This is a genomic window from Coleofasciculus sp. E2-BRE-01, assembly GCF_040221695.1.
Taxonomy (GTDB): Bacteria; Cyanobacteriota; Cyanobacteriia; order Cyanobacteriales; family Coleofasciculaceae; genus Coleofasciculus.
This window is the reverse complement of the sequence record NZ_JAVKEA010000069.1, coordinates 55,934-71,898: the sequence shown is the minus strand read 5'-3', so window position 1 is coordinate 71,898 and position 15,965 is coordinate 55,934. Positions and strand designations below refer to the sequence as shown.

Annotated in this window: 12 protein-coding genes and 1 tRNA gene; 4 read left to right on the top strand and 9 right to left on the bottom strand. The window is 46.9% G+C overall.

All coding sequences use genetic code 11. The features are described from left to right. Window positions 1-45: 45 nt before the first annotated feature. Complete coding sequence (locus RIG66_RS08900) at window positions 46-4,086, bottom strand: amino acid adenylation domain-containing protein (protein WP_446377180.1); 4,041 nt, start codon at window positions 4,084-4,086, stop codon at window positions 46-48. 867 nt (window positions 4,087-4,953) lie between these two features. On the opposite strand from RIG66_RS08900, the gene RIG66_RS08895 reads away from it, so the two are divergent. Next, window positions 4,954-5,310, top strand: coding sequence for a four helix bundle protein (locus tag RIG66_RS08895; RefSeq protein ID WP_446377178.1), 357 nt, complete (start codon window positions 4,954-4,956; stop codon window positions 5,308-5,310). 165 nt (window positions 5,311-5,475) lie between these two features. Here the strand turns inward: RIG66_RS08895 and RIG66_RS08890 are convergent, their stop codons facing one another. Together RIG66_RS08890 and RIG66_RS08885 are read right to left on the bottom strand one after the other, a co-directional pair. Further along, on the bottom strand, window positions 5,476-5,640 hold the full coding sequence (locus RIG66_RS08890) for a hypothetical protein (protein ID WP_446377177.1): 165 nt from the start codon (window positions 5,638-5,640) through the stop codon (window positions 5,476-5,478). Next, on the bottom strand, window positions 5,637-7,085 hold the full coding sequence (locus RIG66_RS08885; protein ID WP_446377175.1) for an amino acid permease: 1,449 nt from the start codon (window positions 7,083-7,085) through the stop codon (window positions 5,637-5,639). Before RIG66_RS08885 ends, RIG66_RS08890 begins: the two co-directional genes overlap by 4 nt. A gap of 997 nt (window positions 7,086-8,082) precedes the next feature. Here RIG66_RS08885 and RIG66_RS08880 point away from each other — a divergent pair. After that, window positions 8,083-8,553 carry a GNAT family N-acetyltransferase gene (locus RIG66_RS08880; protein WP_446377173.1) on the top strand — a complete coding sequence of 157 codons (471 nt, stop codon included), beginning with the start codon at window positions 8,083-8,085 and terminating at the stop codon, window positions 8,551-8,553. On the opposite strand, the gene RIG66_RS08875 is transcribed toward RIG66_RS08880, so the two are convergent. From RIG66_RS08875 to RIG66_RS08850, 6 genes are all read right to left on the bottom strand, one after another. Then, on the bottom strand, window positions 8,498-9,517 hold the full coding sequence (locus RIG66_RS08875; RefSeq protein WP_446377171.1) for a sensor histidine kinase: 1,020 nt from the start codon (window positions 9,515-9,517) through the stop codon (window positions 8,498-8,500). The genes RIG66_RS08880 and RIG66_RS08875 overlap by 56 nt on opposite strands. Window positions 9,518-9,669: 152 nt before the next feature. After that, window positions 9,670-10,287 (bottom strand): L-threonylcarbamoyladenylate synthase, encoded by a 618-nt coding sequence (locus tag RIG66_RS08870; protein WP_446377187.1) that lies wholly within the window; start codon window positions 10,285-10,287, stop codon window positions 9,670-9,672. A 230-nt stretch (window positions 10,288-10,517) separates the two neighbouring features. Beyond that, window positions 10,518-11,447 carry a peptide chain release factor N(5)-glutamine methyltransferase gene (gene prmC, locus RIG66_RS08865; protein ID WP_446377169.1) on the bottom strand — a complete coding sequence of 310 codons (930 nt, stop codon included), beginning with the start codon at window positions 11,445-11,447 and terminating at the stop codon, window positions 10,518-10,520. Between the two features lie 37 nt (window positions 11,448-11,484). Continuing rightward, window positions 11,485-12,219 carry a Tic22 family protein gene (locus tag RIG66_RS08860; RefSeq protein WP_446377167.1) on the bottom strand — a complete coding sequence of 245 codons (735 nt, stop codon included), beginning with the start codon at window positions 12,217-12,219 and terminating at the stop codon, window positions 11,485-11,487. A 499-nt stretch (window positions 12,220-12,718) separates the two neighbouring features. Beyond that, window positions 12,719-12,792 (bottom strand) — tRNA-Pro (locus tag RIG66_RS08855). A 59-nt stretch (window positions 12,793-12,851) separates the two neighbouring features. Further along, on the bottom strand, window positions 12,852-13,388 hold the full coding sequence (locus RIG66_RS08850; RefSeq protein ID WP_006103871.1) for a GNAT family N-acetyltransferase: 537 nt from the start codon (window positions 13,386-13,388) through the stop codon (window positions 12,852-12,854). A 565-nt stretch (window positions 13,389-13,953) separates the two neighbouring features. Between RIG66_RS08850 and RIG66_RS08845 the strand changes: the two genes are divergently transcribed. Continuing rightward, on the top strand, window positions 13,954-14,679 hold the full coding sequence (locus RIG66_RS08845; protein WP_006103833.1) for a hypothetical protein: 726 nt from the start codon (window positions 13,954-13,956) through the stop codon (window positions 14,677-14,679). Window positions 14,680-14,932: 253 nt separating this feature from the next. Then, entirely contained in the window at window positions 14,933-15,889 is a 957-nt protein-coding gene (locus RIG66_RS08840) for an alpha/beta fold hydrolase (RefSeq protein ID WP_446377164.1), read from the top strand. The last annotated feature ends 76 nt before the right edge of the window (window positions 15,890-15,965 follow it).

The window sequence follows — 15,965 nt, the reverse complement described above, 5'->3', positions numbered from 1 at the left end:
CAGATTGACAGATAGATCCCAGAAATCGGTAATCGGGTCAGGTAATCACACCAACTGGTTGTAGTCCAGATAAGCCCGAATCACCTGACTATTCACTGACGGACAGACAATATTCGTTCCGGCTAAACCCGCTAACGTATTCTGAGAGTCAAACGCCTGAGAAACTAAAGCCGCCGTTTCCAGATAGGGGCGTTGGTTTTCACCCACCCATTGAGTAAACAGGAATACCAACGGACTCAAGGCATTATCAGGTTGGGAACGGGCAACCTGGACAAGCTTGTCTTGCCAAGTAGAATAGTCCATCCATTCAATCGGATGACCGATCGCCCGGATTTCGTCCACCAGTTGCCGTAAGGATACCATCTCCGGACTGACCAAGTGAAAGGTTTGACCGAATAAATCCGGTTGCTGGGACAGATGGATCATCGCTTGGGACACATAGTCTACAGGAGTCAAGCTTAGATTTAAGTCCAACTCCGGCGCACTCCCCAATTGAATCAACCCTTTAATTAATCGGTCAATCAAATCCCCTTGTTGAGACGCCCCGGTTTGGCTATGTCCCGTAATCATACCCGGTCGGTAAATCGACGCCGGAATCCCCCGTGCGTGTGCCTGTTTAACTAACTTCTCACCCACCCATTTACTTTGAGCATAACCATCAGACAGGTCATCCCCTGACTCCAAATCATCCTGTTCTAAAATCACCGACATCTGAGCATAGCGCGGCGATTGAAACACATCCAGCGTTGAGACAAAGTGAACGGGTTTGACCTTGGTTTTACTGGCTAATTTGAGAATTTCCTGAGTTCCCAGGACATTTGCCGATCGCAAAGCGCTGTAGGGATAAATTAAATTGACAAATGCCCCATTGTGATAGATGGAGTCAATTTCGTGGGTTAACGCTTCGTACTGCGACTCTGATAGTCCTAATCGAGGTTGCGCTAAATCGCCCAACACAGGCACAACTCGTGACTCCAACTTATCTGATGAAAGTAAATAGCGGTTGAAGCTGGCGGCAATTTTTTGCTGACCCGCCTCCAGCGTTTTGGCACGCACTAAGCAATAGACGGTAGCATTCGTGTGCTGGAGTAATTCCTGCAATAAAAACGCGCCGAGAAAACCTGACGCGCCTGTGATCAAAATCTTTTCCGGTGCTGTGTCCGGTTGACGATAGGGCTTTTCTGGATAAATGGTCTCATCCAAAACCGCATCGTTGGCTAAATTCGTGACCGCGATTGTACCCGTCACCGTTGTCGCATCTGACGGATCAGCGTCAGTCTTGGCGGTAATCGTTTGAGCTAGTTCCGCCACTGTAGGTGCTTCAAACAGAGCAAACAAGGGCAACTCCACCTGGAACGTTTCTCGCACCTGCGATAACAGTTGCGCCGTCAGCAGCGAATGTCCCCCTAATTCAAAGAAGTTGTCATAAACACCGACGCGCTCAATATCTAATACAGTTGCCCAGATTTGCGCTAACGCCTGTTCAACGGGTGTGCGTGGTGCGACAAAGGTATCCTGAGCTACCTGTTGTGCCTGGTTGGGGTCAGGTAACGCCTTGCGATCGACTTTACGGTTGGGTGTTAGGGGCAAGCTATCTACTAACACAAAGGTCGAGGGAACCATATAAGTCGGTAGCTTATCACTCAGGAACGATCGCAACTGCGCCAGCGATAATCCTTGAGTTTTCACCATAAGCTCAATACTCTGATGGATTTGCTCCTGCTGGGTGGGTGTGGTCTCAAAAATCACCCCGGCGTTTTCCTCAGCGTGCCAAACCACAGTGCCTTGCAGCCATAAGGGATTGTCCACCCCTGGCAGTTTTACCCGCAAAAGTACAGGTTGGTTGTTTTGCCAAAATGTCGGGGTGAGCGCCTTTAAGCTAATCCCATTCCGGCTGAGATTTTGCGTCATCACTTCCACTTGTTGACCCGACTCAAATTCAGCACGACCATTGAGCTGCAGCGGAATGCGGGGTTCTGTCCGCAAATTGCCTAAGCTGCGATGGAGTTTCGCCTTCTGGCTCGTCGTCGTATCGAACTTAACACCAACATAATCTTCAAAATGCCAAACAACCGTTCCTTGCAGCCACAAAGGAGTTTCGACTCCGGGTAATTGTAATCGGAGCAATAGACGTTGATCCGTTTGCCAAGAGTTAGCCGTTGTTCCCTTTAAGCAAATCCCTTCATGGCTGATATTTTGCGTCATCACCTGGATTTTTTCACCGGACTCAAATTCCGCCAGACAATGAATGTGCAGCGGGATTCGGGGTTCTTGGCGGCGCAAGTCATGAACCATCAATCCCTGGGTTTGGGCAATATGTTTGATACTCTGACGTAAAAATGTCTGTTGGCTGGATGTTGTGTCTAGGCAAACATCTACCCATTCCAAGGATTTTGTGGCGATGGTTCCGGTGAGTTCAAGTTCATCGGGGACACCAGGAAACTGGCAGCGCAGCGTCAAGGATTGACCGTTTCGCCAAGAGGCGGGAGCATGAAGCAAACGAATACTATTGACCGAGAAATTGCTGGTGGTTAATTCAATTTCTGGATTCCCCTCACACGCCACCCAACACGTTGTTTCTAGGGGAACATTTTCAACGTCTAAGTCACTGACGAGATAAGCAACCAAGCGCTTTTCGCCCGAACTGTCATCGCGGGCGACAACCACCGCGTCTCGGATACCCGGATGCTGGTAGAGGGCAGATTCAATCTCACCAAGTTCAATCCGGAAGCCGCGAATTTTCACCTGATGATCCAAGCGACCTAAGCATTCCAGAGTCCCATCGGGTAAGTACCGGGCTAAGTCTCCGGTGCGATAGAGACGGGCACCGGGTTCTGAACTAAAGGGATCGGGAATAAATCGTTCATCGGTGAGGTCAGGTCGATTGAGATAGCCTCGTGCTAAACCAACGCCACCAATTAGCAATTCTCCCGGTTCTTCTACGGGGACAAATTTAATCGGGTCTGATGAGTTTTGCTCAGGATGAGCCAAATAAATTTGGGTATTGGCAATGGGGCGACCGATGGGAATCGGCTTGTCCGCGGATTCTACCTGATGTACGGCTGACCAGATTGTGGTTTCTGTCGGTCCGTACATATTCCACAGGGAAGCACTGCGTTCTAGGAGTTGACGCGCCAACTCGCGAGACATGGGTTCCCCCCCACAGAGAATTTTAAGCTGGGGATTTCCCTGCCACCCTGCGGCTAGTAACATCCGCCAAGTTGCGGGGGTGGCTTGCATGACGGTAGCACCGGATTCTTGCAAAACCGGGCTTAACTGAGTCGCATCGGCGGCGACATCTCGCGTCACTAAGACAATATCAGCGCCAACGATTAAGGGTAAATACAGTTCCAATCCGGCAATATCGAAGCAGATGGTGGTAACAGCTAACAGGGTGTCATTGGGGGTGAGTCCGGGGGCGACACTCATTGAGGTGAGGAAATTGACCACCCCACGATGCAGCACTTGGACGCCTTTGGGTTTACCCGTTGAGCCGGAGGTATAGATGGTGTAGGCTAAGTTGTCGGGCGTGACACCACTGTCTAAATTCTCTGGACTATGTTGGGCAATTGCCTGTTGATCTGTATCTAAGCAAACCACTTGGGCTTGGGTGTCGGGTAATCGGGTGAGTTGGTCTTGTTCGGTGACGATGACAGGGACTTGGGAATCCTCAATCATCAACGCTAATCGTTCTTGAGGATAGGCGGGATCAAGGGGAACATAAGCACCTCCAGCTTTGAGAATCCCCAATAAACCCACTACCATATCCAGCGATCGCTCTAGACATATCCCCACCAGTACATCGGGTCTTACTTGTAGCGTTTGTAAGTAGTGGGCAACCTGGTTAGCGCGGCGGTTCAACTCCCGATAGGTTAGGGTTTGCCCGTCAAACCGTATCGCGATTTTGTCCGGTGTGCGATCGCTCGCTTGTTCAATTAACTGATGAATACATTGATCGACGGGATAGTAGGTTTGGGTTTGATTTAACTGTTCAAGTCGCTGCTGTAATTCACGTTTTTTGCTTGTATCAGGAACACCGTGGAATTGCTCAATTTTTAATGATGATTGAAAGGAACGCTCTATCATAATTTCCCCTTGGAACAGGTTTACAGTGGTCTTTTTTGAGGGGTAATTCGGTGATGCACCACTAAAAATCTAGCTATTCGCTGTTGTTTTATTTGATAGAGGGGTCAATTTTTTTAGTGTCACCTACTTATTTCCCTTGCCCTAATTTAATTCGGCAATTTGGTTGATCAAGTACATCGTCAAATCATTGATCAATAGTACGTTTATCCGAGTATAGGATCTTTGGTACTCAAGGGGGATAAAACTCTAGTCAGAAATCCCATGAATAGTGGATTTTGCATGATATTAGCTGGTTTTTGCCCGTTACTCTCAAAATTAGATAGGATTAGAAAACTCTCAAAAAATTAACTCGCTAAATTGTTTCTGGCTAGAGGGCTACAACCGGAATATTTTGTGCTTGACAATTGTAGATGCATCCCCATAATCCTTTTCCATCACTAGAGCATGACATAAACTGTTGAATTTCCTAGACAGTGGTCTCAAGACGTCATCAATTTCTTCTGCCATAGCGATATCAGATGGATAGAGTATCTGTCACGGTTGAGTTAGTCGGCTTTTGTAGCCTGTAATACAGTCGTATGACTTGTATTTTCTCTTTTCGTATAATATTCTAATCCTCTCCTCTGATCAACAAGATGAGGCAAACTTTACTAAGTCTTTAAAAATGAACATCAATTCTTGATGAAGTTTTTAGCGCTTGAGGGTATAGTGATCCACTGGCGTCAATAATGTATCTTAACTTAACAAAAATAGAATAAATGAAATAAACAATAATGTTTCTCAAACAAATAGAGACACCCTAGCTAGGGGTGTAGGGTGTAGGGTGTAGGGTGTAGGGTGTAGGGGGTAGAGTGTGGAGATTCGCCAGTGCCGTCTTATCGGGATTTACGGGTTTGGCAAGAGGCAATGAATTTAGCTGAAGCTTGCTACCGAGGAACAAGAATATTTCCCAAAGAAGAACTTTATGGCATGATTGCCCAAATCCGTAGAGCATCCGCGTCGATTCCTGCTAACATTGCCGAAGGTTACGGGCGGCGAACTCGGGGAGAATATATCCAGTTTTTGTACATAGCCCAAGGTTCTCTTAAAGAGCTAGAAACCCATTTGTTACTAGCTATCCGAGTCGAACTAGCTTCTTCCCAAACTATCAATCCGATTCTGAGGAGCTGCGAATCAGTCGGAAAACTCCTGTTAGCTCTGATTCGCGCTCTTGAAAATAAGTGACATCCTCCTACATTCAATCAAAGATTAGAATAAAGGCTTCCTTCGGTACAGTTTTTGGAACTATAAGCTGTCATGCATTTAAATTGGGTATTAGTAGCGAGCAAGATGCAAAGCCTGCGGCATGGCTTCGCTTAACGCACTACAAGGATTTCACCATTATTGACATTAAGGTTTAAATGCCGAACAGCTTACCCGACACCCGACACCCAACACCCGACACCCGACACCCAACACCCAACACCCGACACCCAACACCCGACACCCCACACCCAACACCCAACACCCGACACCCAACACCCGACACCCCACACCCAACACCCCAATTCTCACTCCTGATACCCCGTTAATCCCAACGCCGTCGCTTCTTCCGGGGCTTGAGCCACCAGTCGATTGCTGCGAAACACTAAAAAATAGACACTTGCCACAATCAGCGCTATGCCAATCCCCCAAACACCGCCTCGGTAATCGGGTATAGACATACAAGCAACCAGGGCAAATGTGGCTAAAGCCAAGCCCACAAATGCTCCCGCCGTTCCCAATGGGCTTTCGTAGGGTTTCGGCAAATAGGGATTCCCTTTTAGCTTCATGTAGCTAACCATGACTAAAATATAGGAAATTAATGCCCCAAACACCGCCATATTCAAAATCACAGCATCGACAGCTTGAATACCGGTACTCACCAGTAGCACACAGATAAATCCAATCGTCGCCCCGGCAATTAATGCCCGATGGGGGGTATGACTTTTACTCGTCACCGATAACCAACGGGGTAAATACCCAGCACGGGATAGGGAGAAAATAATCCGTCCGTAGGCAAACATATTACCGTGGAGACTGGCAATTAAACCACAAATCAGCGCCAGTGCTGTGACAATAGTACTGGTTGCGCCGGCGCCAAAATAAGCCTCTAACCCATCTTGCAGGGGAGCATCGGATTGCCCAATCGCCACCGCGCCCCCGCCAACACCGGAGTTAATCACTACGGTGAAAATTGACAGAATAATCAGGGTAACCATACCAGAAATCATTCCCGTTGGCATATTTCGAGGCACATTATCGGTTTCCTCCGCCGTCATCGGTAATTGTTCAATCGCCAGATACAACCAAATTGCAAAAGGAATCGCGCCAAACACCCCCAACCAGCCATTGGGTAACCAGGTTTCTGATTGTCCCGGTTCAGCCGGAATATTAAACAGCAGGTCAAAATTGAATTCACCCGATACCAGCATACTCACATAGAAGATGGCTAATACTGTCATCGCGATGATGGTTAGCCAAAGACAGACTGTCACACTCAGTTCAAAACCTCGGATATTAATTGCCAAAAAAACAGCGTAGGCAAATACCCAGATAAAAAAACTGGGCAGATTGGGAAATAAGGGCTTGAGGTAATTGCTTAAACTGAACACCAGCGCTGCGTTGGCGAGAACATATTCAATCGTAACCGTAATCCCACAAATAAAGCCCCAAAAAGGACCGAGGGCATAACGGGTGAACGAGTAGAATCCGCCCGCATGAGGGAGGGCGGTGGAGAGTTCAGCAGTACTATAGACCAAACAGAGATACATAATTGCCATCAAGACAGCGGCAATACTAAACCCCCAGAATCCTCCGGAGGCTAAACCATAGTTCCAACCATAGAAATCACCTGAGATAACAGCGCCAACCCCTAAACCCCATAAGAGTAAACTACCAGCATTTCCTTGAAGTTGTCGCCGTCTGATATAACCATTATTTACTGTTTCGTAAGCCGCAATACCTTGAGAATGTTGCATCGATAAACTTTATCCTCAACTGTTTACCTTGCACCCCAATAACCATGCATTCAGCTCAAGCCTTTGGTCGGTTAAGCTCACCAAATTGGGCGGCGTTTCCTGACCTCTTTTCCCCAGTTGAGAGGAAAAACGGATACCGCCCGTTCATGGCTGATTGCTAATTGCGAAGAACTAGGTTGCTTGCTTAAAGAGAAGCAAATCCCATCTAGTTCTTTAACCGCATCATTCCATCTTTCGGCTAAATGTAATACAGATCCGGATTGACGATGAAGCTGATTTAAGCATTGATATAGAAGTGTCCTACCGAAAAGGCAATCAAACTGTATTACATAAATTCCGGACTTAGCTTGATAGTTGTATGACAAAAGGATTACAGGCTGTCGAAGCGATTCATAGCATTTTTTTTATCGTATAACGAATAAACAACCTCAGCTAAGAGACGCGCCCTGGCGCGTCTGGAACAACAGTTCGTTTGTCCTAATCGATGTGTCTACTGCTATATTTTGGCGTCTCGCTCACTACTTTGTATGGTTTTTATCTATCCAGGTTTTATTGATTGGGCATTACGCTACCCTACCCTTTGGGAACGCTGCGCGAACGCTCTCCTTACCCTAGAAGTTGACAACAATTCGTCGATAATTTGACACCCAAGGACAATTATGATATAGCTAGCCAAATGTTATAATTTCCTAACAAAAAAACGCTTCTCTCTCTTGCATTTATTGTTAGAAACGCTACAATTTTTGGTGACAGAAATTAAATCGTCAACTCACAATACGACAGAAAATCAATTACCACACCTGAGTTCTGAGAAAATTCACCCTAACCCTAAAACCAATTAACGCTCAGGTGAGTAGTCTCCCAACTAACTAAATTCGGAAGGGTTTTCCCCAAGTTAACCAAACTGAGATGGGGGTACATCTTCAACTGAAAAGATCGAGACATTTGCATCACGAGTGAGATAACCTTTGACCACCAAAAAGGAGTTTAGGTAAACATGGATTGCCGTACTATTCAATTTTGCGATCGCGCCGCTCAAATCGATTATGTCCAACTCCACGCTCTGTTTCGTCTCAGTGCTTTTTGGGCAAAAGATCGCAGCATTGAAGACTGGAAAATCGCGATCGCGAATAGTGAACCTGTAATTACCGTATGGGATGACCAACGCCTGATTGGATTTGCTCGCGCCACCTCCGATGGGATTTACCGCGCCACGATTTGGGATGTCGTCATTCACCCCGATTATCGCGGCGTTGGCTTGGGACGCAAGCTCGTCGAAACCGTCCTTAGTCACCCCAAACTGTGTCGGGTTGAGCGAGTTTATTTAATGACCACTCATCAACAAAGCTTCTACGAACGCATTGGTTTTGAATGTAACACCACAACCACAATGGTGCTATACAATCAGCCGATCATGACTGCTCTGCCAACACCCGTTCGATCATCTCCGGAGTTGCTAGAGGCATAGAACATTGTAATCGGATACAAGTGTCTGTAACTGAATCGTCGCTTGGTTCTTTCCCAGGAATGGGTAGTAGTTCCAAGCGCCCTTTCATCATCTCCACCAAGGTTTGCACCATCAACCAATTCATACCGGGTGAGGTTGTTGATGAGGTTGTTTCCTGTTTCTCTGAGTCATTAGTGTCGGAGAGTAAATCAACGGCTTCACACCAAATCGAGTTGGGACATTCTACATCAATCCAGATATTTACCATCTGGGGGTTGTCAGAATTTGCTGTAGAAACCTGAATAGTGCCTTCTTCCATTTGGACAATAGCGCTGTCCACCATTCCCACTAATACCTGACGAAAACGCCGGGGATCAGCTAATATTTCTATTTCTGGGTCAGGGGAAATCACTTTCAGCCGCAGATTACGATTCGCGGCTTGCATGTGGGTGAGGACTTCGAGTTCTTCAAAGCATTGGCTCAATTGCAGAGGGCGAGTCTCTAGACGATTAGTACCGTGTTCCGTTTTGGCGACGGCAATCACCTCATCTAAAAGTTTTACCATCTTCTGCGCCGAGGTATGGGCTTGAGCCACGAATTCCTTAGCTTCTTCGGGTGAGTCACACAAATCGGACAAAATGAGCTGATGCATCCCCATCAAACTACTCAGGGGCGATCGCAGTTCGTGGGATGTCCGCGCCAAGAAGCCAGCTTTATACTGGCTCATTTCATGCGCCATTTGGTAAGCCAGTCGGGTTTGCTGGAGTTCCTGCTTCAGAGGCTGTAGTTCATCCTCTTTCACAGGTTCCGTCTCTTTCACGGATTCCGTCTCTTTCACAGGTTCAGCCTTAGCTGGCTGGGATTCCTCGGGTTTTGACAGTTGCGGTTCTGGTATCGTTGAACTTTCTGGCTGTTTGCTGGAACGAGTAGCGCGGCTGACAACAAGTCCCATAACAATACCGACTACCAGATAGATCAGCTCCATGTTGCCCATATTTTTTCAAACTTTTCAACGTAATTCGCGGGAGTCCCCATCCACAATCTTTTATTTGGCTGGGGTAGTAGACGAATGAATTCTATTTTTAGTCTTGCCATACCCGCCTTCAGCTCAAGCATAGCCCGTTTTCCCCATCGTCATCACCCCCTAGACAGGGAACAGTCGAATGAGACAGCGCCTTGGCGCAAAATTTGCCACCCGTCTCTTTTCCATTTCACCACCGTAGAGGGTGCGCCTTGGGTATTGGGGTGACGCTCCTCTAATTCTTTGGATTCGGTGGGATGAAGCGTCAGCACTTGAGGGAACTCTGCTTCAATTTCTGGCATTGTATGTAAGGGAGGTTTCCCAGAGACGTTGGCGCTTGTTGTGGCTAAAGGACCCGTCTGCGACAAAATTGCGATCGCGACTCTAGAGTCGGGAACTCGCAAGCCAATCGTGGTCGGATCTGTGGGGTTCATCGCCGCCGGAGCTTTATCCGAAGCCGGTAACACTAAGGTTAAGGCTCCGGGCCAATAGTGCTTTGCCACTTGCTGCCAAATCTCTAATTCGGCGTCTGTCCCCTTGACATAAGACCAAAGTGATGATGGGAATGAACCCATTAAAATTAAGGGTTTGTTATTGCTTCGCTGCTTCAGCTTAAATATCAATTCTGCATAATCCGGTCGTACAGCGAGAGCGGGTATCGTATCGGTGGGAAAGCTGACGATCTGACCAGAATTAGCGCCAGCCACTAGGGCAGACATGAAGACATGAGTCATATTGAGGTTATATAATACTCCAAGAGTTTCAGGGAAATACTTAATATTTTGCTGGAAGTTAAGGCAAAAGTCAAAATTTGCCATTTGCCATTTGTCATTCGTCATATCATGTTCTGACGATTTTTCTTAATTGCAATGTTTTCAAATCCATCGTTTTAGACATTTTTTCGTCTGTGTGTTTTACGGGATCTGATATCATTCGTCTAACTTAATTAATTATGACTTATTAATTAGTCCCGTCGATAAGCCAAAGCAAAACGGTCAATTCCAGCTAAATCTGGGATGATTTTAATCTGACAATAACTCCCCTGTTGATGCAATAACTGAGCAACGGTATCACTTTGTCCTGCCATCATTTCTACAATCCAAATGCCCCCAGGACGCAGGTAATCGGGAGCAGTCTTAATCAGATGTCGAATGCAGTCTAAACCATCAATTCCCCCGTCCAGTGCCATAAGCGGTTCGTGATCTCGGACTTCTGGCTGTAATTGTTGTAGCTCATCTGTGGGGATATAGGGAGGGTTGGAGACTATACCACTCAATTGCCCTTTGAGTGATGCTAAGGGGGACAACCACGACCCTTGATAAAATTGAATTCTTGACTCAAATCCTAACTGTTGAGCATTCAGTTGGGCAATAGCGAGAGCATCGCTACTGTAATCAACGGCGTGAATTGTCGCATCAGGAAACGCCTCAGCTAATCCTAACGCGATCGCACCACTCCCTGTCCCTAAATCTGCCCACTGTCCAGCATCGAGTTGGGGTGTTGGACTCTGCCCCGTCGCACTAACTGCCAAATCAATTAAATACTCCGTTTCCGGTCGAGGAATCAGAACCGCAGGGGATACCTTCAGTGAAAAACGTCGCCAAGGCGTGATCCCCACTAAATACTGTACAGGCAAGCGATCATAAAGACGCCGCTGCCAGAGTTGAGTCAGCACTGACAGCGGATACCGTAATTCGATGTGCGATCGCGCCTTAAACGACTCTAGGCGCAGCGATAGAGGGTCAAGTCCTGCGACCTCTTGAAGCAACCAATCGACTTCAGCGACAGGGATATCAGCCTCTACAGCCGACCGACGGGCGTCTTCTCGCCACAGCCAGAGGTTTTGACCCGATACTGCCAATGTCCTAGAGGATGGCTCTGGCGTTGTAGCCATGAGTAATTAACCTGATTCCCTTTAGCCTAATTTAGATCTATTGAGAAGAGGATTGACGCAAAAATTGTAAAGATTCTTGCGAAGGAATGAGTAGAATTTGCTCAAGTTGAGGGTTATCCTGAGTCTGCAATGTATTAATAATACCCTCTAACGGCACAACCTGGATCTGAACACTCGAAGCCAGGTTAGGCTGTTGTTCCTTAAAGCGGTTGACCAAATTCTGTAACTGCTCTTTGTCAAAGAAAAAGGGAATGACTGACTGACCCTCTTGTTGAATCGTTAAATACCCTCCTTCTTGACCTCCTTTTGCCACAAACAGAGGGACACCCCGAAATTCTTGCCCTTGACCCAGAAGCTGTTGGGCGGACTGCACTTGCTGCTGCACTGGAATATAGGCAAAATCTAGACCATTAGGTTGGTTTTGACTCTGTTGATCAAGTTGGTAGACTTCTGCTAACGATACAGGCACGACCCGGACTTGGTTACCCAACTCAGGTTTTTCCTGCTTCAATCGTTCCACAAAGGCTTCTGCATCCCTCTGGCTAATAAAGACGCCTGCAACTGCTTCATTCTGATTGTTCTGACTAGGAATAGAGGCGACTAAGGGTGAGCCTTCTCCATCAGTAACCGTAAATACAGGTACGGTTTGTAACTTTTCCATTACCTGCTGTTCGGTCAAAGCCAGCGCCCGCAGATTTCCACCAAAAAAGGAGCCTAGGAGAGTAGTCCCCACTAAGCCTAATGTTGCACTCCAGCGAACTAATGATTTCATACAATTGCCTCTTGAATTCTCGCGTACTATCTCATTAAAACTAGGATACCGCTCTCACTTGATGATGACATCTCTCTCGTGAATTGAAGAAATCGCTTGAAATCGTCAGATAGAGTCTATCCATCTTGAGCTAGGCTGTTTTCCTGGCACTATCGATAGTGACGATAGTTACGATTGACGTTTAGCTGTCACCAGTGACAAGAGTTGAGTCAGGTAAACCTGAACGTTCCTAGTCTTGTCTGAGTTAAGAAAACTGACTGGGTTCAATTCCCTAGAGTTCCACTTGTTGAAGATTTGAGTTAATGTTACTATGATAGATTAACTAAAAACCACGCCAGTCCCTTTGTTTTTATTTGCTCTAATTTATAGCAACCGCTATAGCTGTTAGGACACATCATTTATGTAGAGACGTTGCATGCAACGTCTCTACAAAGATGCCGAAAGTCCTAATCGATGAGTCCTAATCGATGTGTCTACTGCTATAACTTGTTCTAAAAAATCGGGATGACAGGATTTGAACCTGCGACATCCTGCTCCCAAAGCAGGCGCGCTACCAAGCTGCGCTACATCCCGATGCATATCTTGATAATATACCTTCGCGTCCAAATTGCCCAGTCTCAATCGCACAAAAATTAGTCAGGATACCAGAACATCCCTTTGATACCTTCGGGATCAGCCATAAATCCCATTTGCCGATAAAAATTGACCACTTGGGGATCGGCAAAGAGAGTGATATTGCTGATATCTTCACTGCGAAGTTTCTTAATGGTGTACTTCATCAACGCCTTACCCAGCCCCTTACCTTGGAATTGAGGGTGAACCACCACATCCCAAATTGTGGCATTAAAGGCATGGTCAGACGTAGCCCGGGCAAAACCAATCAGACGCCTCGTGTTCCCTCGCTGTTGCCACATGGACACGACGAGGAAACTATATTGAATCGCTTTACGAACTTTCCGCATCGGTCGTCTTGACCAACCCACGGCGTCGCAAAGCTCCTCTAATTCATACAGATCAAATTCTCGATCCGTACTAAATAGGATACGCCCATTATCAGCGCGATCGCCAGACGCAGGAGACTCGCTGAAATTTGAAATGGTATCCCCTTCAAATTTTGTCGATGTCGAAGCAGTGTCAGCACTGCCAAAAAAGCTCTTCCAAAAACCCATGCCGATGTGGCTATAGCATTTTATACTGGTTATCCGTTACACAAGACCTAGCCCAAGCTAATTAAGGCTAGACGTATCTAACGGGTTAGCTTGACGATTATTCAAAACGTTGACGTTTTGAACGGTAGCACTCAGGTTAATGACAAAGGCTTTCAGAAGCCCCACACTGCACTCCATCAAGTCAGTGTGTGGAGTTGTCTCTGATCATGCATAACTTTCGGAGTGACCCCCGGTAGGACAACTTTCACCTGACATGCTTATCGTACCACAATTGGCGCAATACGCTCCGATAACCCTTATGACCAAAACTTGCTCTTGCAGCCAAGCAACAACGTCTTATGTAAACACCCAATTTGACCCTATCCCTACGCTAATCGCCTACACTTAAAGTTTGGCGGTCAGTGGCAAATCGTGACTCAGGGCAAGACCTTCTTTAGCTAGACTGAGGCTATTGTGCCGAATTTGTGAGAGATTAACCAGATACGGCAGGTTTTTGCCTTGAGGCTGAGCTTGCTGGTCTATCCTAAAAGCTTTTAACCAAAGCGAACGCCTTCTCCCCCTACTTATGGCTGCGGGTCTGAAATCATCAACACTAGAACTGCTGAAGCGCTTCAACCGGGCGTTTCCAGAATTTTATGAGCAGTTTGTCAGTAGTGAGATCCAATTGCAAAACCTGAGACTGGCTTATAAACTCTACAAAACTCGGCGTGTCGTTATTGAGATCAAACCCGAAGGCTCGAAAAGCGCTCTACATTTTGCCTACCGTAACCAGTCTTTTCTCCTCAGCGATATTTTCGGGGTTTTAGCGGCTTATGGACTGACGATTCACAGCCTGAGTCTTCATGGTCAAATCAATCCCCCCATGTTGGTGTTTATCAAGCTAGTCGTATCCCGTGGTAGCAAAGCCCTAACCCCCAAAACAGCCGATAATGTCTGCCGTGCCATTCGGGAGGCGTTGGCGGGACGTTTTGAAGTCGAAGAAATGCTGGCGGTGGAATTTAATCTGGATGCTGGCTTAGAACAAGTCGAAACTGAGTTCTATGTCGATCCAGTATTTCATCTACCCGCCCTGTTAATTGAAGCTGATAACCAGCCGGGATTATTTTATAAGGTAATGTACGCCGTCTGGCAAGAAGACTTACTCGTCGTCAACGCTAACTTACTCGTCTGGCGTGGACGTACCCGCCTTATTCTCTACTTGCTCGGTCCCAATGAAAACTTGATTCCCGAATATTTAGGTCAGAAAATTGCCGAAAGCGTTCGACAAAGATTATTAGGGCGTCGGTTTTGACTCTTCACTTCGTTCAGGGAACCTGGTTCGTAAGTAGGTGGACACAATAAAAGCTAACGGTAGAGATCGTCATTCGTCATTCGTCATTTATCAGGGAACAGGGAACAGGGAACAGGGAACAGGGAACAGCTAGGTAGAGTTTTGAGTTAACTTCCCATCTCCCCCAGCTTCCCCAGCTCCCCCAGCTCCCCCAGCTCCCCCCACTTCCCCACCCTCTTGACCACCTGTCCCTATTCTCGGATAGGATGGATATATGGCAACGATTGAGATTCTAGGGGCTACCCACGCCTACGAATTAACGCCTCCCAAGGCATCCTCTTCCCCAGTTTTGGTCTTTATCCATGGCTGGCTTTTAAGTCGTAACTATTGGCAACCACTGATTGATCGATTAGATGATGATTATCAATGTTTAGTTTATGATTTGCGGGGATTTGGTGATTCTCAATCCCCAACAGATAAACCACCAAAAACTGAATCGGCTTCGCGGGCTACCACCTCAGGCGGGGCGGGTGCGACGGATAATGCGGCATTAACATCGGCAGACGTTGATGCCACTCGTTTATCAACCAGTAACTACAGCCTTGCGGCTTATGCTAGGGACTTAGGTATTCTACTCGAAAAGCTGGATATCGATAACGCTTGGCTGATTGGTCACTCTCTAGGTGGCAGTATTGCCTTGTGGGGCGCATCAGTGGATTCAGAACGGGTCAAGGGGGTGATTTGTCTGAATGCGGGGGGTGGCATTTATTTAAAAGAAGAGTTTGAACGATTTCGGAATGTAGGGAAACAGTTAGTCAAACGCCGTCCTCAGTGGTTATGTTATCTGCCCTTGATTGATGTACTGTTTACACGAGCGCAGGTGGCGCGTCCCCTGGCACGGCGTTGGGGACGACAACGGGTGATTGATTTTGTTGTGGCTCACCCAGAAGCAGCACTGAGGAGTCTCTTGGATTCGACAACCGAGGCTGAGGTTCACCGTTTGCCTCAGATGGTTTCACAGCTTCAGCAGCCTGTGTATTTTTTGGCAGGTGCGAATGATAGAGTAATGGCTCCCAAATATGTACGCCATCTGGCTAGCTTCCATAAGCTTTTTCAAAATGGGGGTGCTAATGTGATTGAAATTCCTAATTGTGGTCATCTGGCAATGGTGGAACAACCCGATATTGTGGATACTCAAATTCGCAGGATTTTGGCGGAGTCTGTGAGTTGAGCTTAAGTACAGTTACAAAAACTGTAACAACTCAGGGGTAAAGATAGGGGTGGGACATACTGGCAACAGGATTACA

Coding starts and splice junctions, on each gene's coding strand:
- RIG66_RS08900 (WP_446377180.1), bottom strand. CDS start 4,086: ATGATAGAGCGTTCCTTTCAATCATCATTAAAAATTGAGCAATTCCAC.
- RIG66_RS08885 (WP_446377175.1), bottom strand. CDS start 7,085: ATGCAACATTCTCAAGGTATTGCGGCTTACGAAACAGTAAATAATGGT.
- RIG66_RS08880 (WP_446377173.1), top strand. CDS start 8,083: ATGGATTGCCGTACTATTCAATTTTGCGATCGCGCCGCTCAAATCGAT.
- RIG66_RS08875 (WP_446377171.1), bottom strand. CDS start 9,517: ATGGAGCTGATCTATCTGGTAGTCGGTATTGTTATGGGACTTGTTGTC.
- RIG66_RS08870 (WP_446377187.1), bottom strand. CDS start 10,287: ATGACTCATGTCTTCATGTCTGCCCTAGTGGCTGGCGCTAATTCTGGT.
- prmC (WP_446377169.1), bottom strand. CDS start 11,447: ATGGCTACAACGCCAGAGCCATCCTCTAGGACATTGGCAGTATCGGGT.
- RIG66_RS08860 (WP_446377167.1), bottom strand. CDS start 12,219: ATGAAATCATTAGTTCGCTGGAGTGCAACATTAGGCTTAGTGGGGACT.
- RIG66_RS08850 (WP_006103871.1), bottom strand. CDS start 13,388: ATGGGTTTTTGGAAGAGCTTTTTTGGCAGTGCTGACACTGCTTCGACA.
- RIG66_RS08845 (WP_006103833.1), top strand. CDS start 13,954: ATGGCTGCGGGTCTGAAATCATCAACACTAGAACTGCTGAAGCGCTTC.
- RIG66_RS08840 (WP_446377164.1), top strand. CDS start 14,933: ATGGCAACGATTGAGATTCTAGGGGCTACCCACGCCTACGAATTAACG.